This is a genomic window from Micromonospora sp. NPDC005197, from assembly GCF_040608295.1.
Taxonomy (GTDB): Bacteria; Actinomycetota; Actinomycetes; order Mycobacteriales; family Micromonosporaceae; genus Micromonospora.
This window is the reverse complement of sequence record NZ_JBEXHY010000100.1, coordinates 1-20,132: the sequence shown is the minus strand read 5'-3', so window position 1 is coordinate 20,132 and position 20,132 is coordinate 1. Positions and strand designations below refer to the sequence as shown.

General features: G+C 70.7%; 16 protein-coding genes and 1 tRNA gene. 6 read left to right on the top strand and 11 right to left on the bottom strand.

The window, feature by feature from the left end; translation table 11 throughout:
• Positions 1-82: 82 nt before the first annotated feature.
• From polA to ABZU46_RS24645, 8 genes are all read right to left on the bottom strand, one after another.
• On the bottom strand, positions 83-2,782 hold the full coding sequence (gene polA / locus ABZU46_RS24680) for a DNA polymerase I (protein ID WP_354861451.1): 2,700 nt from the start codon (positions 2,780-2,782) through the stop codon (positions 83-85).
• Positions 2,783-2,917: 135 nt separating this feature from the next.
• Positions 2,918-3,631 carry an ABC transporter ATP-binding protein gene (locus ABZU46_RS24675; RefSeq protein ID WP_354861450.1) on the bottom strand — a complete coding sequence of 238 codons (714 nt, stop codon included), beginning with the start codon at positions 3,629-3,631 and terminating at the stop codon, positions 2,918-2,920.
• Positions 3,618-4,559 carry an ABC transporter ATP-binding protein gene (locus ABZU46_RS24670; protein WP_354861448.1) on the bottom strand — a complete coding sequence of 314 codons (942 nt, stop codon included), beginning with the start codon at positions 4,557-4,559 and terminating at the stop codon, positions 3,618-3,620. Before ABZU46_RS24670 ends, ABZU46_RS24675 begins: the two co-directional genes overlap by 14 nt.
• Positions 4,552-5,709: a branched-chain amino acid ABC transporter permease gene (locus ABZU46_RS24665; protein WP_354861447.1), complete on the bottom strand. Its 1,158-nt coding sequence runs from the start codon at positions 5,707-5,709 to the stop codon at positions 4,552-4,554. The genes ABZU46_RS24670 and ABZU46_RS24665 overlap by 8 nt, the downstream gene beginning before the upstream one ends.
• The gene (locus ABZU46_RS24660; protein WP_354861446.1) at positions 5,706-6,689 is read right to left on the bottom strand and encodes a branched-chain amino acid ABC transporter permease; all 984 of its coding nucleotides are present in this window, start codon (positions 6,687-6,689) and stop codon (positions 5,706-5,708) included. Before ABZU46_RS24660 ends, ABZU46_RS24665 begins: the two co-directional genes overlap by 4 nt.
• A gap of 64 nt (positions 6,690-6,753) precedes the next feature.
• Positions 6,754-7,905, bottom strand: a complete 1,152-nt coding sequence (locus ABZU46_RS24655; RefSeq protein WP_354861444.1) for a branched-chain amino acid ABC transporter substrate-binding protein — start codon at positions 7,903-7,905, stop codon at positions 6,754-6,756.
• A gap of 365 nt (positions 7,906-8,270) precedes the next feature.
• On the bottom strand, positions 8,271-9,458 hold the full coding sequence (locus tag ABZU46_RS24650) for a hypothetical protein (RefSeq protein ID WP_354861442.1): 1,188 nt from the start codon (positions 9,456-9,458) through the stop codon (positions 8,271-8,273).
• Positions 9,459-9,513: 55 nt separating this feature from the next.
• On the bottom strand, positions 9,514-10,137 hold the full coding sequence (locus ABZU46_RS24645; protein ID WP_234584542.1) for a response regulator: 624 nt from the start codon (positions 10,135-10,137) through the stop codon (positions 9,514-9,516).
• Between the two features lie 97 nt (positions 10,138-10,234).
• On the opposite strand from ABZU46_RS24645, the gene ABZU46_RS24640 reads away from it, so the two are divergent.
• The 3 genes from ABZU46_RS24640 to ABZU46_RS24630 all read left to right on the top strand — a co-directional run bounded on the left by ABZU46_RS24640 (position 10,235) and on the right by ABZU46_RS24630 (position 11,899).
• A tRNA-Leu gene (locus ABZU46_RS24640) sits at positions 10,235-10,309 on the top strand.
• Positions 10,310-10,327: 18 nt separating this feature from the next.
• Entirely contained in the window at positions 10,328-11,095 is a 768-nt protein-coding gene (locus ABZU46_RS24635; protein ID WP_354861440.1) for a transcriptional regulator, read from the top strand.
• Between the two features lie 153 nt (positions 11,096-11,248).
• Complete coding sequence (locus ABZU46_RS24630; protein WP_354861438.1) at positions 11,249-11,899, top strand: NAD-dependent epimerase/dehydratase family protein; 651 nt, start codon at positions 11,249-11,251, stop codon at positions 11,897-11,899.
• On the opposite strand, the gene ABZU46_RS24625 is transcribed toward ABZU46_RS24630, so the two are convergent.
• Positions 11,900-13,078, bottom strand: coding sequence for an aminotransferase class I/II-fold pyridoxal phosphate-dependent enzyme (locus tag ABZU46_RS24625; RefSeq protein ID WP_354861436.1), 1,179 nt, complete (start codon positions 13,076-13,078; stop codon positions 11,900-11,902).
• 83 nt (positions 13,079-13,161) lie between these two features.
• Here ABZU46_RS24625 and ABZU46_RS24620 point away from each other — a divergent pair, with 83 nt between their 5' ends.
• Together ABZU46_RS24620 and ABZU46_RS24615 are read left to right on the top strand one after the other, a co-directional pair.
• Positions 13,162-13,641 (top strand): Lrp/AsnC family transcriptional regulator, encoded by a 480-nt coding sequence (locus ABZU46_RS24620; protein ID WP_354861434.1) that lies wholly within the window; start codon positions 13,162-13,164, stop codon positions 13,639-13,641.
• A gap of 33 nt (positions 13,642-13,674) precedes the next feature.
• Complete coding sequence (locus ABZU46_RS24615) at positions 13,675-14,697, top strand: LLM class flavin-dependent oxidoreductase (RefSeq protein ID WP_354861432.1); 1,023 nt, start codon at positions 13,675-13,677, stop codon at positions 14,695-14,697.
• Positions 14,698-14,896: 199 nt separating this feature from the next.
• Here ABZU46_RS24615 and ABZU46_RS24610 read toward each other — a convergent pair whose 3' ends face one another.
• Complete coding sequence (locus tag ABZU46_RS24610; protein ID WP_354861431.1) at positions 14,897-17,182, bottom strand: cellulose binding domain-containing protein; 2,286 nt, start codon at positions 17,180-17,182, stop codon at positions 14,897-14,899.
• A 250-nt stretch (positions 17,183-17,432) separates the two neighbouring features.
• Between ABZU46_RS24610 and ABZU46_RS24605 the strand changes: the two genes are divergently transcribed.
• Entirely contained in the window at positions 17,433-18,872 is a 1,440-nt protein-coding gene (locus ABZU46_RS24605) for a pyridoxal-dependent decarboxylase (RefSeq protein ID WP_354861430.1), read from the top strand.
• 15 nt (positions 18,873-18,887) lie between these two features.
• Here ABZU46_RS24605 and ABZU46_RS24600 read toward each other — a convergent pair whose 3' ends face one another.
• Positions 18,888-19,853, bottom strand: coding sequence for a sulfite exporter TauE/SafE family protein (locus ABZU46_RS24600; RefSeq protein ID WP_354861428.1), 966 nt, complete (start codon positions 19,851-19,853; stop codon positions 18,888-18,890).
• Positions 19,854-20,132 lie beyond the last annotated feature (279 nt).

Genomic DNA, 20,132 nt, shown 5'->3' with positions numbered 1-20,132 from the left:
CCCGACCCGCTCCGGGCGGTCAGGCTTGATCCCTGCGCGGGTCGGGCTGCCCCGGAACCCCCCACCGCAACCAACAACCAGATCAGTGATCAGCGCTGTTCCAGTCCCGGCCCTCGCCGACCGACACCTCCAGCGGCACCGACAGCGGGTACGCCCCACCCATCTCACGCCGCACCAGCGCCTCCAACGCCTCCCGCTCACCCGGGGCGACCTCGAAGACCAGCTCGTCGTGCACCTGTAGCAGCATCCGGGAGCGCAGGCCGGCGTCGGCGAGCGCGGTGTCGACGTGCAGCATCGCCACCTTGATGATGTCGGCGGCCGAGCCCTGGATGGGGGCGTTGAGAGCCATCCGCTCGGCGATGTCGCGGCGCTGCCGGTTGTCGCTCACCAGGTCGGGCAGGTAGCGGCGGCGACCCAGAATCGTCGAGGTGTAGCCGTCCTGACGGGCCTTGGCGACGACCTGGTGCAGGTAGTCGCGCACTCCGCCGAAGCCAGCGAAGTAGTTCTCCATCAGGCCGCGCGCCTCTTCGGTGTTGATGTTGAGCTGCTGGGACAGGCCGAACGCGCTGAGCCCGTACGCCAGGCCGTAGTTCATCGCCTTGATCTTGCGCCGCTGGTCCGGAGTGACCTCGTCGACCGGCACGCCGAAGACCGACGAGGCGGTGGCGGCGTGGAAGTCGGCCCCGGAGTTGAACGCCTCGATCAGCGCGTCGTCCGAGGAAAGGTGCGCCATGATCCGCATTTCGATCTGGCTGTAGTCGGCGGTGAGCAGGCACTCGTACCCCTCACCCACCACGAAGGCCCGGCGGATGCGCCGGCCCTCCTCGGTGCGGATCGGGATGTTCTGCAGGTTGGGCTCGGTCGAGGAGAGGCGCCCGGTGGCCGCCACCGTCTGGTTGAAGGTGGTGTGGATCCGGCCGTCGTCGGAGACGGACTTGAGCAGGCCGTCCACCGTCGACTTGAGCTTGGCGACGTCGCGGTGGCGCAGCAGGTGGGCCAGCACCGGGTGCGGCTGCTGCGCGTAGAGCCACTGCAGGGCGTCGGCGTCGGTCGTGTAGCCCGTCTTGATCTTCTTGGTCTTCGGCAGGCCCAGCTCGGTGAAGAGGATCTCCTGCAACTGCTTGGGCGAGCCGAGGTTGAACTCTCGGCCCACCGCCTCGTACGCGCCCTGCGCGGCGGTCTTGACCTCGCCGGCGAAGTGCGCCTCCAACTCGTGCAGGTAGTCATTGTCGGCGGCGATGCCGGTGCGCTCCATGCCCGCGAGCACCCGCATTAGCGGCAGCTCCACCCCGGCCATCAGCCGCGCGGACTGCTCACCGTCGCGGGACAGCTCGGCGTCGATCGCGTCGGCGAGGTCGAGGGTGGCGCGGGCCTGGAGCATGAGGTTCTGCTCGGCCACGCCCTCGTCGCCCAGCCCGTCGAGGGTGAGCTGCCCGGTCTCGGGCACGTCCACCCGCAGCTCGCGGTGCAGGTAGCGCAGGGCCAGGTCGGTCAGGTCGTAGGACCGCTGGTCGGGACGGGCCAGGTACGCGGCGATCTGGGTGTCGCGGACGATGCCGGCCAGCTCCCAGCCGTGTGCGGCGCAGGCCAGCACCGCCGGCTTGCTGTCGTGCAGCACCTTGGGCCGCTGCGCGTCGGCCAGCCACGCCGCGAGGGCGCTCTCGTCGGAGGCGTCGAGCCCGGTCGGGTCCACCCAGGCGGCCGCGCCACCGGCGCTGGCCAGCGCCAGACCGGTGATCGAGGCGGTGTGCCGGCGGTTGGGGCCGGTGTCGAGCTTGACCGCGAGCCCGACCGGGGTGCCGGTCGGGGCGTGCGTGCCCAGCCAGGCGGCGAGCCCGCCCGGCTCGGTGAGCACCTCACCGGTCAGGTCGAAGCCCGACTCGGCCTCCGGCTCGACGGCCTCCAGATACTGGTAGAGGCGGTCGCGCAGGATGCGGAACTCCAGCGTGTCGAAGACCTGGTGCACGGCCTCCCGGTCCCAGCCGGCCCAGCGGGTGTCCTCCGGGCGCAGCGGCAGCTCCAGGTCGGAGACCAGGCGATTGATCTCGTAGTTGCGGATCACGTCGGCGAGCCGTTCCCGCAGGCTGTCGCCGGCCTTGCCCTTGATCTCGTCGGCGCGGGCGATCACGCCCTCCACGCTGCCGTACATGGTGATCCACTTGGCGGCGGTCTTCGGGCCGACGCCCGGCACGCCGGGGAGGTTGTCGCTGGTCTCGCCGACCAGGGCGGCGAGGTCGCGGTAGCGCTCGGGCCCGACGCCGTACTTCGCCTCGATCGCCGCCGGGTCCATCCGGGCCAGGTCGGAGACGCCCTTGCGGGGATAGAGCACGGTGACCTGGTCACCGACGAGCTGGAAGGCGTCCCGGTCGCCGGTGCTGATCAGCACCGTCATCCCCTGGTCGCGGGCCTGGCAGGCGAGCGTCGCGATGACGTCGTCGGCCTCGTAGCCCTCCATCTCGACCACCGGGATCTGCAGCGCCGCCAGGACCTCCTTCACGAGGCTGACCTGGCCCTTGAAGTCGGTCGGGGTCTCGCTGCGGCCGGCCTTGTACTCCGCGTACTTCTCGGTGCGGAAGGACCGGCGGGAGACGTCGAAGGCGACGACGATGTGGGTGGGCTGCTCGTCGCGCAGGACGTTGATCAGCATTGAGGTGAAGCCGTACACCGCGTTGGTCGGCTGACCCGTCGTGGTGGAGAAGTTTTCCACCGGCAGGGCGAAGAAGGCCCGGTATGCCAGGGAATGTCCGTCGACGAGGAGCAGGCGCGGCGTCGTAGCTGTCACGGCAGCGACTCTAGTCCGTCGCACCGACAACCCAGGGTGGCGGCACCGCGCCACGGGCGCGAAAACACAACCCACGGCACGCACGCCGACGGCCGGCCGCCCACGAGGGGACGACCGGCCGCCGGATGCGGTGGCTCAGGCCACGCCGAGGTACGCCTCCTTGACCGACGGGTCGTGCAGCAGGTCCTGACCGGACCCTTCCTTCACGATCTGACCGGTCTCCAGCACGTAGCCGCGGTGTGCCCGCGACAGCGCCTGCTGGGCGTTCTGCTCCACCAGCAGGATCGTCGTGCCCTGCTGGTTGATCTCGGTGATGATGTCGAAGATCTGCCGGATCACCAACGGGGCCAGACCCATCGACGGCTCGTCGAGCAGCAGCAACTTCGGACGGCTCATCAGCGCCCGACCGACCGCGAGCATCTGCTGCTCGCCACCGGAGAGGGTGCCGCCGGCCTGCTTGCGCCGCTCGGCCAGCCGTGGGAAGAGGGTCAGCACCCGATCCAGGTCGGCGGCGATGCCGGCGGAGTCCCGCCGGGTGTACGCCCCCATGTCCAGGTTCTCCATGACCGTCATGCCGGGGAAGATCTGCCGCCCCTCCGGCGACTGACACAACCCCCGCACCACCCGCAGGTCGGCCCGGAGCTTGCTGATGTCCTCACCGTTGAACGTGATCTTCCCGGTGCTGAGCGACCTGGTCCCGGAGATGGCCCGCATCGTGGTGGTCTTGCCGGCGCCGTTCGCGCCGATCAGGGCCACCACCTCACCCTCGTTGACGGTGAGGCTGATCCCGTGCAACGCCTCGATCCGGCCGTACGCGACGGCGACGTTCTCGAGCTCAAGCAGCGTCATCGGCGGGCTCCCCCAGGTACGCGGCGATCACCTTCGGATCGCGGCTGACCTCCGCGGGCGCACCCTCGGCGATCTTGCGGCCGAACTCCAGCACCACGATCCGGTCGGTGACACCCATGACCAGCCGCATGTCGTGCTCGATGAGCAGGACGGTCAGGCCCATGTCACGGATCTTGCGGATCAGGGTGAGGAGCTCCTCCTTCTCCGCCGGGTTGAAGCCGGCGGCCGGCTCGTCCAGGCAGATCAGCTTCGGCTCGGTGGCCAGCGCGCGGGCGATCTCCAACCGGCGCTGGTAGCCGTACGGCAGGTTGCGCGCCTCGTCGTTGGCCCGGTCGGCGATCCCGACGAAGCGCAGCAACTCGAGCGCCTTGGCCTCCGCCGCCCGCTCCTCCAGGATGTGCCGGGACAGGCCGAAGATCTTCGCGGCCTTCAGGCGCACCTGCTGCCAGGTCCGGACGATCCCGGACGCGGCGGTGACCTGCGGCAGCTCCTCCGGCTTGGGTCGCACCCGGTAGAGCCGGAACAGCGCCCCCGGCACACTGGTCTTGTGCCGGGAGTCCGTGCCGACCATGACGTTCTCCAGCGCCGTCATCTCCGGGAAGAGACGGATGTTCTGGAACGTCCGGGAGATGCCCAACTGGCTGATCTGGTGCGGCTTGCGGCCGGTCACCTTCTGGCCCCGGAACCGGACCGCGCCCGACGTCGGCTTGTAGACCCCGGTCATCACGTTGAAGCTGGTGGTCTTGCCGGCGCCGTTCGGCCCGATGAGGCCGAGGATCTCGCCCTCGTAGATCTGGAAATTGATCTTGTCGAGGGCGACCACGCCGCCGAAGCGGAGCGTGACGTCGTCGACTTCGAGAAGCACCTGCCGAGGCCCCGGCTGGGTCGGGATCTTCGGCGTCACGGTGTCGGTCGTCTGGTCAGACATGAGCGGGCGCCTCCTCTGCCGCCGCCGCGCGGTCCTTGAGCTCGCGGGCCCGCCGCCGGCTGGGGATCAGGCCCTGCGGACGCAGGATCATCACCACGACCATGGCCAGGCCGAAGGCCAGCCACCGGTAGTCGGCGACCTCCCGGAACCGCTCCGGCAGGTAGGCGAGCAGCACCGCGCCGAGCGAGACCCCGATCATGTTCCCCGAGCCGCCGACCACGACCATGGCGACGAAGAGGATGGAGAGGTTCGCGTTGAACTGGGTCGGGTCGATGAACGCGTTACGGCTGGCGAAGAGGAACCCGGAGAGCCCGCCCAGGGCGGCGCCGATGGCGAACGCCCAGAGCTTGAACTTGAACGGGTAGACCCCCATCACCGCCGCGGCGTCCTCGTCCTCCCGGACGGCGAGCCAGGCTCGGCCGACCCGGCTGTGCTCGAGCCGGCGCACCGCGAAGACCATCAGCAGCACCACCGTGATTGCCAGCCAGTACCAGGGCTTCGCGTCGATCAGCCCGAAGATCTGGTTGTCGGCCGACGGCGGGCCCTCCGGCCCCGGGATCGCGGAGATGCCCTGGTTGCCGTTGGTGATGCTGGTGGCGTTGCGGGCCACGATCCGGATGATCTCACCGAAGCCGAGGGTCACGATGGCCAGGTAGTCGCCGCGCAGCCGCAGCGTCGGCCAGCCCAGCAGCACCCCGAAGATCATCGTCAGGACGATCGCGATGAACAGGCAGATCGCCCAGGTGACCGCCCAGGTCGGCGGCAGGTCGAACTTCTGCTGGATCCACTTCACCACCGGCGAGTTCACCGAACCGAACAGCGCCACACTGTAGGCCCCGACGGCGAAGAAGCCGATGTAACCCAGGTCCAGCAGACCGGCGAGGCCGACCACCACGTTCAGGCCGATCGCGACCAGCACGTAGATGGCGCAGATGAAGAGCACACCGGCCCAGTTGTTGCCGCCGGCGATCGAGTCGGTCCGCAGCCAGGTGAGGCCGGGGATACCGAGTAGCGGCAGGTAGTAGAGGAACGCCACGAAGGCCAGGAAGGCCGCGGCCCGCTGCCACTTCGGCAGCGCCCGGAACCGGTCGCCGACGCCGGTAAGCAGGCTGACCCGACGCCGGTCGGCGCCGCGAATGGAGTTCATCATGCGCGGGCCCTCCCCAGCGACTCACCCAACAGACCGGTGGGCCGGAACATCAGCACCGCGATCAGCACCACGAAGGCGATGACGTCCTCCCAGTTCGACGCGAAGAGGGTGGCTCCATAGACCTCGACGAGACCGAGGAAGAGGCCGCCCACCAGGGCACCGCGCAGGTTGCCGATACCGCCGAGAACGGCGGCGGTGAACGCCTTGAGGCCCAGCACGAAGCCGATGCTGTTCTGGGTGAAGCCGAAGCGCATGCTCCACAGCAGCGCGGCCGCGCCGGCCATCATCCCGCCGAGCACGAAGATCAGCATGATCACGCGCTCCTGGTTGACGCCCATCAGGGCCGCCGTCTCCGGGTTCTGGGCGACGGCGCGCACGCCCCGCCCGTACCGGGTGCGGTTGATGAACCAGTCCAGCGCGGCCATCATCACCACGGCCGACACGAACACGATCACCTGGATGTTGGTGATGTTCGTGCCGCCGATGGAGAACAGCGTCTCCTGCTTGATCATCGTCGGCATGCCGACGATCTGCCGCGGCCGGCCGAACAGGTCCGGGAACGTGCCGCCGACGGTGTCGGGCAGCAGCAGGCCGAAGACCTCGACCAGCACCAGGGAGAGGCCGATCGCGGTGATCAGGAAGATCAGCGGCGGGGCGTTCTTGCGGCGCAGCGGCCGGTAGGCGATCCGCTCGATCGCCAGGGCCGTGCCGCCCGACGCGACCGCCGCGGCCACCAGACCGAGTACGAGGAAGAGCACGGCCTGTCCGACCGGCGGGTTATTTTGCACACCGAAGGCGCTCCACACGCCCAGCACCGCGAAGGTGCCGACCATGAAGACCTCGGAGTGAGCGAAGTTGATCAGGCGAAGGACGCCGTAGACGAGGGTGTAGCCCAGGGCGATCAGGGCGTAGATCGCCCCCTTGGACAACCCGTCGACGGTGTGCTGGCCGAGGTGGCCGAAGAGTTCGTCGAAATTCACCGGGGTCTCCTTGAATCGAGTGCGGCCGGGGAGAAACCCCGGCCGCACCCCGTTTGCCGTGCCGTCAGCTGAGCTTGAGCTCCTGCAGCGCGGTGATCTCCTTGCCCTTGATCTGGTAGGCCCAGATGACGACCTTCGACGGGTCGACGTCGCCCTTGTCGTCGAACTTGATGTACTTCGACACGCCCTGCTTGTCGTAGGACTTCACGAAGGCCAGGATGTCGGCCCGGGTCTTCTTGCCGGCCTTGAACGCGTCGAGGTAGATCTGCGCGCCGTCGAAGCCCTCAGCGCCGTAGGAGCCCGGCGCGATGCCGTACTCCTTCTGGTAGTCGGCGGCGAAGGTGCCGCCGGCCTTGTCGGCCGGGAGGCACGGGCAGGTGATGATCGCGCCCTCGGCGCCGCCGGAGGCACCCGCCGGGAACGCCGGGTCGTACAGGCCGTCCGGGCCGACGAACTTGGCCTGGACACCGGCAGCGCGCATCTGCTTCACCAGCGGAGCGGCCTCACGGGTGTAACCGCCGTAGAAGACGAAGTCGGCCTGCTTCGCCTTGATCTTGGAGATGGTCGCGTCGAACTGCGACTGCTTCTCCTGGATCTTGTCGCTGCCAGCCAGCGCCGGGCCGAGGTTCTTGCCCAGCTCGGCGGTGATGCCCGCGCCGTAGGCGCTGCCGTCGTCGATCATGAAGACCTTGGCGGCGTTCTGCGCCTTCAGGTAGCTCGCCACCGCGCCGGCCTGCGTGCCGTCGTTGCCGACGACCCGGTAGAAGGACGTGTTGCCCTTCTGGGTCAGGTCCGTACGGGTCGCCGACGGGCTGATCATGGCCAGGCCAGCGGCCTGGTAGATCGGCATGGTGGCGTCCGACTCACCGGAGAAGTGGCCACCGATGACACCGAGGAACGACTTGTCACCCGCGATCTGGTTCGCGAACGGGGTCGCGACAGCCGGGTCACCCTGGGTGTCGAACGGCTGCATCTCGACCTTGCAGTTCGGGTTCGCCTCGTTGAACTGCTTCACGGCGAGCTTCGCGCCGTTGAGCGACGGGATCACCAGACCCGCGTTGTCACCGGTGAACGCGCCGAAGATCGCGATCTTGCCACCGCAGTCACCGGACGCGGTCCCACCGTCGCCGCCACCGGAATCCTGGCAACCAGCCGCGACCACCAGGGTCGCGGCGAGCGCAACAGTGCCCAGCGCCCGTACATAGCTTCGCCTCACGGCTTCCTGACCTCCTCCAGATGCGGACGCGGCTGACCCGTAGTGACGGCGACAGCACGCGGACCGCAGATCCACCCACCCCGCAGGGACGCCCCCTGCGTAACGGCTCGTGATGGCGGAGCGTACCGACACCGCATACCGTCCCGGAAGGCCTGAACGCGGGGTCTGCGAAACCGTTACGAAGACGCGGGCAATCCTGTCGATGCCCGTAACAGGTGAATCCGTCGATCGGTCCTTAAGCCCACGGTCGGTCTGAGCGCCCGCCCACCCACCCGGACCGACGGAGCCCACCGAAAAGACGATCTGACCTGCGCAAACAATCCGGACAGTCGGCCGCCCGGCCACGGGACCACCAGGCCCCACCCTCAGGCGCCCACCCCGCCCGCCCACCACAGCCCGGACCGCGAACCGTCGTCCACCGCCAGCCACCACCGCTCACCCACCGCGACCAGCGCCACGTCCCGGTCGGCACCCGCCGCCACATCGAGCGGCATCGCGGCCTCCCGCCACGATCCACCCCGATCGGTCGACACCCACACCGAGTAACGCGCACCGTCCGTCACCGCGGCGAACAGCCGATCACCGGAGGCCACCAGCGACGCCACCTGAGGCACCCCCGCCGCGGACCGCCGCCCGAACGTCCCCGCCGCCACCCAGCCCGCCGCCTCCTGACGCCACGCGCCGAACGTCGCACCCCGCAGCCCGACCGCCACCGGCACCCCACCGGCCAGCGCCACCCGCTGCAACTCCTCGTACTCCGGGCCACCCGGCAACACCGTGCGCTGCCACGACCGCCCGTCCGGCGACGACCACACCGCCGGGTCCCGGTCGATCCGGCCGGCCGGCAGCAGACCACCCACGGCCAGCCAACCCGACGACGTCGCCGCCGCGTCGAACGCCCAGGTCACCCCCGTGGTGTCACTCGCCAGCCCCGGCGCGCCCTCCACCAGCGCAAACTCGGCCGCCTCCGGCGACGACACCCACGAGGCCGCACCCGCCGAACGGTTGCCCACGATCAACCAGCCCGAGGGACCCGCCGCCAGGCGGGACACGTTCACCGCCTTCGGCCCGCCGTACGTCTCGAAGGACGCCTGCACCTCGACCAGCGCGCCGTCGGCCACCTGCCGCCACGTGCTCACCCGCGGATAGCCGTGCGCCCCGCCGACCTTCGCGCCGATCACCGCCGCCCGGCCGTCGCGGCACGCCACCGACGACAGCACGTTCTGCTTGCCGTAGAACGAATCCGCCCGCACCGGCAGGACCGTCCACGCCGTACCGTCCACGCTGGTCCAGACCGCCGGGCGCGTGCCGCCAGCGGCGTCCGCGACGCCGCCGACCAGGAACCACCGGCCCGCGCACGCCGCCACGTCGCGTACCAACAGGCGGCCCGCGCCACCCGGCGGCGCCGGCAGCGTCAACGCCTGCCACGCCGGCCGCAGCGCGGGCGCGGCGGCAGCGGACGGCCGCCCACCGGTCGGCGCGGTCGGCCCGTCACAGCCGGCGAGCAGCAGCGCGAACAGGCCGAACACCGCGATCACCCGTCGGACGGACACCCGTCGATGCTAACCACCACCCGCCGCCCGCGGTGACCCCGAGCAGAGCAGCCGCTCAGACGGTCGGCTGCTGCGCCACCTCGCCGCCGGCGGTCTCCGCGAGGATCCGCTCGGCGACCTCCTTCATGGTCATCCGGTGGTCCATCGCCGTGCGCTGGATCCACTTGAACGCCTGCGGCTCGGTCATCCCGTACGTCGTCATCAGCGCGCCCTTGGCGCGCTCGACCGTCTTGCGGATCTCCAGGCGGTCGGTCAGGCTCGCGACCTCCGCCTCCAGGGCCGCGACCTCCGAGTAGCGCGACAGCGCGATCTCCACCGCCGGGACCAGGTCACTCTTCTGGAAGGGCTTCACCAGGTACGCCATCGCGCCCGCCGCCCGCGCCCGCTCCACCAGGTCCCGCTGGCTGAACGCGGTCAGGATGATCACCGGGGCGATCCGGGCGCCGGCGATCCGCTCGGCGGCGGCCAGCCCATCCATGATCGGCATCTTGATGTCGAGGATGACGAGGTCGGGCTTCAGCTCCTCGGCGAGGCGCACGGCGGTCTCGCCGTCGCCGGCCTCCCCCACCACCTCGTAGCCCTCTTCGACAAGCATCTCGGCGAGGTCCAGCCGGATCAGCGCCTCGTCCTCGGCGATCAGTACGCGCCTGCGCTCGGCATCCGTCGGCATCTCAGCCACCAGCCCTACCCCCACCAGTTCGAACCCGACACCCGCCCAGCCGGGTGTCACCGCCCTCAGCGTAGTGGGTATCCTGTCAGGGCTGAATCAGGGAAGCGCCCTCGTAGCCCAACTGGCAGCAGGCAATGGTCTCAAACTCCATACAGTGTGGGTTCGAATCCCACCGAGGGCACAAATTAATGTCGTACGGATGTTCGAGCATGGTCCCGTGCATCCACCTGAGATCCGTGCTCGTGCACGCCAGTTCTTCCTCGCGGGCGGCACTGTCGCCGACACCGCTCGGGCTGTCGGTCTGCCATATCGCACGGTCTGGCACTGGTGCAACGACCGGCCGGAAGCGAAGTTCCAGGGCACCCAGCTCCGGTGTTTCCGCTGCCGTGAAGGTGTCGATAGTCCGACAGACCCCGCGGCCTACGCCTACCTGCTCGGTCTCTACCTGGGCGACGGCCACCTGGTGACGGCGGCGCGTGTTCCGGTGTTGCGCATCTACTGTTCCAATGCCTGGCCCGGGCTGATCGAGGCGTGCGATGTGGCCATGCGAGCCGTGTTGGCCTCGAAGGTGCAACGGGTCCAGAAGCAGGGTTGCGTGGGCGTGCAGAGTTACGGCCTCCACTGGCCCTGCCTGCTCCCGCAGCACGGTCCCGGCAAGAAGCACGAGCGACCGATCGTCCTCGCCGACTGGCAAAGGCCGATCATGGAGCAGCACCCCGGCGACTTCCTGAGAGGGCTGTTCCACTCCGACGGCTGCCGCATCGCCAACCGGGTGACCATGCGCGGCAGGGCGTACGTCTACCCGCGCTACATGTTTGTCAACGAGTCGACGGACATCATGGGGCTCTGCCAGTGGGGCCTCGACCTGCTCGGCATCGCCTGGCGGATGAACCGTCGCAACTCGCTGTCGGTGGCGCGGCGCGACGCGGTAGCCGCGCTCGACCGGCACGTCGGCCCCAAGTCCTGACCCCGCCAGGCCGCCCAACCCTGGTGATCATGAGGTTATTGCGCCGACACGCCGACATCGAAGGCGATAACTTCATGATCGACCGGTGGATGGGGCAGCGGCATCGCGTGCGTGGGAGCCTGTGCGGGGGTCGACGACAGAGGGCGGGTTCTGATGCGGGTGGTCATTTTCGGTGCGACCGGGATGGTCGGCCAGGGCGTGCTGCGGGAGTGTCTGCTCGCCGAGGACGTGCGGGAGGTGCTCACCGTCGGCCGGAGGCCGACCGGTCGGCAGGATCCGAAGCTGCGGGAGCTGACGGTCCCCGACGTGGGTGACCTGGAGACGGTACGCGCGGAGCTGACCGGCGTCGACGCCTGCTTCTACTGCCTGGGCGTCTCGTCGCTGGGTCTGGACGAGGCGGCGTACACCCGGATCAGCTACGACTATCCGCTGGCGGCGGCGCGGGTGTTGGCCGAGGTGAGTCCGCGGGTCACGTTCGTCTACGTCTCGGGCGTCGGCACCGACTCGACCGAACAGGGCCGGGTGATGTGGGCGCGGGTCAAGGGCCGTGCCGAGAACGCGATCATCGATCTGCTGCCCAACGGGTACGCGGCGCGACCGGGTTTCATCCAGCCGACGCACGGGGCGGTGTCGAAGACGCGGTGGTACCGGTTGGGGTACGCGGTCACCCGTCCGCTGTTCCCGGTGCTGAGGCGCCTCTTCCCCAACCAGGTCACCACGACGGACGGGATTGGTCGGGCGATGCTGCGCGTGGCCCGGGAGGGCGCGCCGACCCGGGTGTTGGGCAACCGCGAGCTGCGCTGATCAGGCGATCGTGTCGAGCGCCTGGGCGAGGTCGGCGCGCAGGTCGTCGGGGTCTTCCAGGCCGACGGAGAGGCGCAGCAGCGCGCCGTCGGGCTTCGCGTCGCCCTCGACGGGCCGGTGGGTGAGCGAGGCGGGGTGCTGGATGAGGGTGTCCACGCCGCCGAGGGACACGGCGTGGGTGATCAGTCGGCAGGCGGCGGCGACGGTGGCGGCGGCGGGCGCGCCGCCGCGTACCTCGAAGGCGAGCAGGCTGCCGGGGCCGGCCATCTGCCGGCCGACCAGCGCCGCCGGGTCGTACACCGAGGGGTGGTGCACCCGGTGTACGGCCTGGTGGTCGACGAGCCAGCCGGCGAGTTTCTCGGCGGTGGCCTGTTGGGCGCGGACCCGCAGCGGCAGGGTCTGCAGGCCGCGGTGCAGGAGATAGCCGCCGAGGGGGTGCAGGATCGCGCCGGTGACGGCGCGGACCTGGCGCAGTCGGACGGCCCAGTCGGCGTCGCAGGCGACGACGCCGGCGAGGACGTCACCGTGCCCACCGATGCTCTTGGTGGCGCTGTGCAGGACGAGGGTGGCGCCGTGCCGGGCGGGTTGTTGGAGCACGGGGGTGGCGACGGTGTTGTCGACGAGCAGGGGTACGTCGCCGGCGGCGGTGGCGAGGCCGGCGATGTCGACGAGGTCGAGGGTGGGGTTGGCGGGCGTCTCGATGACGACCAGCGCGGTGTCGGGGCGGATGGCGGCGGCGACCTGGTCGGGGTGGGCCCAGGTGACGGTGGTGCCGAGCAGGCCGGTGGCGAGGACGTGGTCGGTGCCGCCGTAGAGGGGTCGGACGGCGACGATGTGGCGGTGGCCGTCGCGGGTGGCGGCGAGCAGGGTGGCGGTGAGGGCGGCCATGCCGCTGGCGAAGGCGACGGCCTGGGCGGTGCCCTCCAGTTCGGCGAGGGCCGTCTCGAAGCGGGCGACGGTGGGGTTCCAGAGCCGCTGGTAGACGGCGCTGCCGTCGGCGGGGAGGGTGCCGCCGGTGGCGAGTTGTTCGTAGGCGTTGCCGCCGTCGTCGACCGAGGGCAGTGGGTTGGTGGTGGAGAGGTCGATCGGTGGCACGTGCACGCCGAGCGTGCGCAGGTCGTCGCGGCCGGCGTGTACGGCCCGGGTGTCCACCGTCGTCATGGCGGTAGCGTCGAACATCCGGTGCCGAGAGGGCAATGGTTTGGTGAATAATTCTGAGATGAGGGCTGGCTTCGTCGGGATATTCGGTGGAGGATGCTCGGATGCCCCCTGAGCCGAACGAAGTGCGGCCGTATCCGGCCCTGGACGAGGTGGACCGCGCGATCCTCGCCGAGTTGGCGGCGGACGGCCGGTTGCCGAACAACGCGCTCGCCGAGCGGGTGGGAGTGGCGCCGTCGACGTGCCTGACGCGGACGCGGGCGTTGCGCGAGCGCGGGGCGATCCGGGGTTTCCACGCGGAGGTGGATCCGGCCGCGCTGGGTCTGCCGTTGCAGGCGTTGGTGTCGGTGCGGTTGACCGCGCACGAGCGGGCGGCGGTGGACGCGTTCCGGGCCCGGTCGGTGCGCCTGCCCGGGGTGGTGTCGGTGTTCCACGTGGCCGGCGCGGAGGATTACGTGCTGCACGTGCGGGCGGCGTCGGGTGACGCGCTGCGGGACTTCGTGCTGGATCATCTCGCGGTCGACCCGGTGGTGCAGCACACGCAGACCAGCCTGATCTTCGAGCAGGCCCGCGGGGTGGGGTGAGCGGCAGCCGGAATGAATGGGCAGGCCAGGGAGTTGGCACTGCGTGTGATCACCGTACCGTTGTCTGTTCTTGATCTTGCCCCGGTCGCTCGCGGGACCACCGCCGGAGCGGCCCTGCAGGCCACCACCGAGCTGGCCCGACGCACCGAGGAGCTGGGCTACCACCGGTTCTGGGTGGCCGAGCACCACAACATGCCGGCGATCGCCAGCTCCGCGCCGGCGGTCCTGCTGGCGCACCTGGCGGCGAACACGTCGACGATCCGCCTCGGCTCGGGCGGGGTGATGCTGCCCAACCACGCGCCGCTGGTGGTGGCCGAGCAGTTCGGCACCCTGGAGGCGCTGCACCCCGGTCGGATCGACCTGGGCATCGGGCGGGCCCCGGGCACCGACCAGGTGACCGCGCTGGCGTTGCGGCGCACCATGGAGGGCCTGTCGGCGGAGGGTTTCCCGCGTGAGCTGGCGGACCTGATGAACTACTTCAGCGGGGAGAAGCCGGGGCAGATCATCGCCACCCCGGGTCGGGGTGAGCAGCCGGCCGTCTGGCTGCTCGGCTCCAGCGGCTTCAGCGCCCAGCTGGCCGGCCTGCTGGGTCTGCCGTTCTCCTTCGCGCACCACTTCAGCTCGGCGAACACGCTGCCGGCGCTGGCGCTGTACCGGCAGAACTTCCGGCCGTCGCAGTGGCTGGACAAGCCGTACGCGATGGTGGCCGTCAACGCGGTCTGCGCCGAGACCGACGAGCGGGCCGAGTGGCTGGCTGGGCCGAGCGCGCTGTCGTTTCTGAAGCTGCGCTCCGGTCGACCGGAGCCGCTGTCGACGCCCGACGAGGCGGCGGCGTACCCGTACACCGAGATGGAGCGGGAGTTCGTGCTGCAGCGCCGTGACGGTCAGGCGCTGGGCTCGCCGGAGACGGTGCGCCGGCAGTTGACCGAGTTGCAGGAGCGCACCGGCGCGGACGAGCTGATGCTCACCACCCTGGTCTACGACGTCGCCGACCGGGTGCGGTCGTACGAGTTGATCGCCGAGCAGGTGGCGGGGGGTCTGCGCCGGGACGCGTGAAACACGATCTTCACGTCAGCGTCACCCCCGCGACCCGGACGGTGCCTAATGTTGGTGCCGGTGGTGGTACGGCATTCCCGGTCGGGACGGGTCGGGAATGCCGCGGTGTGGAGCACCGGGCCGGAGCTGTGCGGATTCCGCGGCTGCGGCCCGGTGCCTGCCACCCTAGGCGAACCCGATCAGGACCGCCACTGTCAGATCAGCGTAGGTAGATGTTCGGGGTGGGTGGGCTGGCCATTCCGTCGCCGATGAAGAACCCCGGGTGTGGCGGCTGGTTGTAGGCGGTGTTCTGCCACGCGATCGCCACGCGGTACTGCGGATCGTGCATCAGGGTGTGGATCCGGGTGCTGGTCGGAGTGGGCGTGCTGTAGATGCGCAGCGCCCGGCTGTCAGTGGTTCGCCAGATCACCTCCTCGCGCCAGTCGCCGAGGATGTCGCCGGAGAGCGCCGGCGTGGACTTGGTGCCGTTGTTGGACGCCACCTCATCGCCGGTGAGCAGCCGGGTCTCGCCGCTGGTGCCGTACTTGTCGATCTTCGTGGCGTCCAGCAGCTCGCGGACCGGGTCGCCGTCCCACCAGGCGAGGAAGTTCGTCGACGACGGCTTGCGCCCGACGTTCTGCCCGCGCGTGTTGGCCAGGCCGGACACGGCCGCCGACCACGACTCCGCGCCGGGGCTGCCCGCCCAGATGTCCGCGGAGACACCCCGGCCGTTGTCGCCGGAAGCCGGCGTGGACCACAGGATCTGACCGGTACGGGCGTCCGCGAACCAGGAGCTGGGCTTGCTCGCGTCCTCGTCGACCTTGAACACCTCCAGGCCGGCGCGGCCCGGGTCGAGGTCCCCGACGTGCAGGGCGTCGCCGTGCCCGTTGCCCGTCGAGTAGAGCAACCGACCGTTGTCGTCGATCGTGGCGGCGCCGTAGACGATCTCCTGGCGGCCGTCGGCGTCGACGTCGGCCACGGAGAGCTGGTGGTTGCCCTGACCCGCGGCGGCGCCGTTGCCGGAGGCGTTCGAGTCGAACGTCCAGCGCTTGGTCAGCGTGCCGTTGCGGAAGTCCCACGCCGCGATGACCGCCCGGGTGTAGTAGCCCCGGGCCATGATCAGCGACGGGCGCTGCCCGTCCAGGTAGGCGGTGCCGGCGAGGAACCGGTCCACCCGGTTGCCGTACGAGTCGCCCCAGGACGACACGGTGCCGCGCGGCGGGTCGTAGTTCACGGTGGATGCGATCGCGCCGGTCTGACCGTTGAACATGGTCAGGTACTCCGGGCCGGAGAGCACGTAGCCGCTGGAGTTGCGGTAGTCCGCCGACGACGAGCCGATGAGCTGGCCGGTGCCGGAGCGGGTGCCGTCGGCGGTCTTCATGGCCACCTCGGCGTGGCCGTCGCCGTCGTAGTCGTACACCTGGAACTGGGTGTAGTGGGCGCCGGCGCGGATGTTGCGGCCCAGGTCGATCCGCCACAACCGGGTGCCGGTCAGGGTGTACGCGTCGACGTAGACGTTGCCGGTGTAGCCGGACTGGGAGTTGTCCTTGGCGTTGGACGGATCCCACTTGAGCACGATCTCGTAGGTGCCGTCGCCGTTGAGGTCGCCGACGGAGGCGTCGTTGGCGCTGTAGGTGTAGCTCTCCCCGCTGGGGGTGGTCCCGCCGGCCGGCACCTGCAACGGCACGTCCAGGTAGCCGTTGGCGAACTGCAGGGCGGGCGCGGACGCCGCCTGCTCGGCGCCGCCCACCACGGCCCGCACGGTGTACGCCGACCCGGCCGCCGCGCCGCTGTCGAGGTAGCTGGTGGCGCCGGTGATCGGGGTGGCGTTGACCCTGGTCGAGCCCCGGTAGAGGTTGAACGCCACGCCGGAGGTCTCGGTGCCGAGCAGCCGCCAGGACACCAGGTTGCCGCTGCCGGAGCGGACGCTGATCAACCCTCGGTCCAGGTTCTCCATCTGCTTCGCCCCGGCTCCAGGCGTGGTGGGTGGCGGCGTCGTCGGCGGCGCAGTGGTCGGCGGCGGCGTCGTGGGCGGTGGCGTCGTGGGCGGTGGGGTGGTCGGTGGCGGGGTGGTCGGGCCGTCGGTGGCCGGCGCCCCGGTGCAGGTGACGCCGTTGAGCGCGAAGCTGGCCGGCACCGGGTTGCTGCTCGTCCACGAGGCGTTGAACCCGAACGAGGCGGTGCCGTTGGTGGCGAGGGCGCCGTTGTAGTCGACGTTGCGCGCGGTCACCTGGGCGCCGGACTGGGTGACGGTGGCGTTCCACGCCTGGGTGACCTGCTGGCCGGCGGCGTACGACCAGGTGAGGGCCCAGCCGTTGACCTCCTCGCCGAGGTTGGTGATGGTGACGTTGGCGCCGAAGCCGCCCTGCCACTGGTTGGTGACCTGGTAGTCGACGCGACAGCCGACGGCGGCGGCCGAGGCGACGACCGTGCCGACGGCGCCGGCCACGACGGCGGCGGCCGTCGACGCGGCCAGCACGATCAGCCGTTGTCTGGACGGGTGCATGAACTGCCTCCGGAGGATCCGGTGATGACCGCTGTGGTCCACCTGCCCTGCCCGGGAAGCACGGTGAACGGCCCGCCGCCGCGGCGACGAACGGCGATCTGGTCGGGGTGAAACGCCCTGGAACTCGCGGATCCGGCTCAGCCGCATCGTAAGGCAAGCGCTTTCCGCTCCGCAATATCGACGGATGTCACACCCCACCGTGAACCGTGTGCTCTTGCCCCGCGGTGGGATGCCTGATCAACTCGTACGGGTGAGCGCCCCGCACATGGACCCGGACGAGTTCCGCCGCGCCGGCCACGCCGTCGTCGACTGGATCGCCGACTACTGGACGACGCTGCACCAGCGGCCGGTCGCCCCGGCCGACCCACCCGGGACGGTGGCCAAGGCCCTGCCGAGCGCGCCGCCCACCACCGGCGGCGAGCCGGTCGAGGCGGTCCTCGCCGACTTGGACGCGATCGTCCTACCGGGGCTGACCCACTGGCAGCACCCGAGCTTCTTCGGCTACTTCCCCGCGAACACCTCCGGCCCGAGTCTGCTCGGCGACCTGGTCAGTTCGGGCCTCGGCGTGCAGGGCATGCTGTGGGCCAGCAGCCCGGCCTGCACCGAGCTGGAGACGGTCATGATGGACTGGCTGGCCCAGCTGCTCGACCTGCCGCAACGCTTCCGGTCGACCGGCGCCGGTGGCGGCGTCATCCAGGACTCGGCCTCCTCGGCGACCCTGGTGGCCACCCTCGCCGCGCTGCACCGCGCCAGCGCGGGTCGCTGGCGCGTCACCGGAATCGACCGGCGCTATCGCGCGTACACCTCCGTGCACGGGCACTCCTCGATCGAGAAGGCCGCACGGATCGCCGGGTTGGGCGGCGACGGGATCCGGCCGATCGACGTGGACCCGGACACCCAGGCGCTGCGCCCCGACGCGCTGCGGGCCGCGATCGAGGCGGACCTGGCCGCCGGGGACGTACCCGCCATCGTGGTCGCCACCATCGGCACCACCTCCACCACCGCCGTCGATCCGCTGCCCGAGATCGGGGCGATCTGCGCCGAGTACGGGATCTGGCTGCACGTGGACGCGGCGTACGCGGGCGCCGCCGCCGTCTGCCCCGAGCTGCGCTGGTCGCACGCCGGCCTGGAGTACGCGGACTCCTACTGTTTCGACCCGCACAAGTGGCTGCTCACCGGCTTCGACTGCGACGCGTTCTGGGTGGCCGACCGCGCCGAACTGATCGAAGCGCTGACCGTGCTCCCGGAGTTCCTGCGCAACGCCGCCTCCGAATCCGGGGCGGTGATCGACTACCGGGACTGGCAGGTGCCCCTGGGCCGCCGCTTCCGGGCCCTGAAGCTGTGGTTCGTGCTGCGCTGGTACGGCGCCGAGGGGCTGCGGGCGCACATCCGCTCCGGCGTGGCGCTGGCCGCCCGGTTCGCCGACCGGGTCCGCGCGGACGACCGGTTCGAGCTGGCCGCGGCGCACCCGTTCTCGCTGGTCTGCTTCCGGCTGCGCGCCGACGACGACACCAACGCCGAGCTGCTGGCCCGGGTCAACGGCACCGGGCGGGCACACCTGACCCACACCCGCGTGGCCGGCCGCTACACGCTGCGGCTGGCCGTCGGCGCACCGCAGACCACCGAGGCACACGTCGACGAGGCGTGGACGCTGCTCGCCGGCGCGGCCGACGACCTCCCCACCCACTGACCCGCGCCCCGCCGGTCAGCGCGGGCTGGGCGTACCCGTTGTGGCCAGATCCGCCGGCATCACGTCGGCGGCAGGAGCGACGGCGGGAGCGACGGTCGGGGCGGCGGCGACGGTGGCGCGGGCGCGGCGGGTGCGGCGCAGGGCCCGCACGGCGAAGATCAGCGCGGTCAGCCAAGCGGCGGCCAGCAGGGCGTACAGGGTGGGGCGGAGCGGGCCGTCCAGCTCGGCGGACCGGATCAGGGTGCGGGCGTTGGTCAGCACGATCACGCCACCGACCGCCGCGCCCAGCAGTTGGGCGGGCACGATGCGCACCAGCCAGGCGGCCAGCGGGGCGGCGATGAGCCCGCCGATCAGCAGGGCCACGACGGTGGGGAGAAGGAACCCCTCCGTGCCCAGGCCGATCAGGAAACCGACGCTTGCGGCGCCAGCCACGACGAACTCGGCGGTGTCGACCGAGCCGATCACCTTGCGGGGCTCCATCCGACCGGAGACCAGCAGCGCCGGGGTGGCGACCGGGCCCCACCCGCCACCGCCGGTCGCGTCGACGAAGCCGGCGACCAGGCCCAGGGGGCCGAGGAAGCGTCCGCGCAGCCGTCCGCCGACCCGGCCGGTACGCAGCGGTCGGGCGAAGCGCAGCAGCAGGTACGCGCCCAAAGTGAAGAGGATGGCGGCCATCCACGGCGCGGCTGACTCGGTGGAGATCGAGCTGAGCAGGGTGGCCCCGGCGAACGCGCCGATCGCGCCCGGCAGGGCGATGCGGGTCACCACCCGCCAGTCGACGTTGCCGAACCGCCAGTGTGCGACCCCGGCCGCGAGCGTGGTGCCGATCTCGGCCAGGTGCACCGACGCCGAGGCGGCAGCGGGAGCGACCCCGACGACCAGCAGCAACGTGGACGAGGTCAACCCGTACGCCATACCGAGCGAACCATCGATCAACTGCGCGACGAGCCCGACCAGAGCGAGGACCAGCAGCTTGCGCACGAGCGCCCCCTGACTTTTCGGTATCTCCTATCAACTTGGTCGACAATGCGGCACGAGGCTGCCCGGGTCAAGCCCTCGACCGGGGGGTGGGACGCCACCGCGAGGCGCGGCCGGGCCGGACCGCCACGCGCCGTACCCCGGCAATGCGACGCATTCCCGCAGACCAACCGCCCGGACGCGCCCCCGCGGGGCGTCGCGACCGCGCACGCTCCTCCACCACAGCAAGATCTTGGACAGTTTCCGTTCGGCGCGGACGGAAACTGTCCAAGATCTGGAGTT

Coding starts and splice junctions, on each gene's coding strand:
- ABZU46_RS24665 (WP_354861447.1), bottom strand. CDS start 5,709: ATGATGAACTCCATTCGCGGCGCCGACCGGCGTCGGGTCAGCCTGCTT.
- ABZU46_RS24630 (WP_354861438.1), top strand. CDS start 11,249: ATGCGGGTGGTCATTTTCGGTGCGACCGGGATGGTCGGCCAGGGCGTG.
- ABZU46_RS24620 (WP_354861434.1), top strand. CDS start 13,162: ATGCCCCCTGAGCCGAACGAAGTGCGGCCGTATCCGGCCCTGGACGAG.
- ABZU46_RS24610 (WP_354861431.1), bottom strand. CDS start 17,182: ATGCACCCGTCCAGACAACGGCTGATCGTGCTGGCCGCGTCGACGGCC.
- ABZU46_RS24635 (WP_354861440.1), top strand. CDS start 10,328: ATGTTCGAGCATGGTCCCGTGCATCCACCTGAGATCCGTGCTCGTGCA.
- ABZU46_RS24670 (WP_354861448.1), bottom strand. CDS start 4,559: ATGTCTGACCAGACGACCGACACCGTGACGCCGAAGATCCCGACCCAG.
- ABZU46_RS24625 (WP_354861436.1), bottom strand. CDS start 13,078: ATGTTCGACGCTACCGCCATGACGACGGTGGACACCCGGGCCGTACAC.
- ABZU46_RS24675 (WP_354861450.1), bottom strand. CDS start 3,631: ATGACGCTGCTTGAGCTCGAGAACGTCGCCGTCGCGTACGGCCGGATC.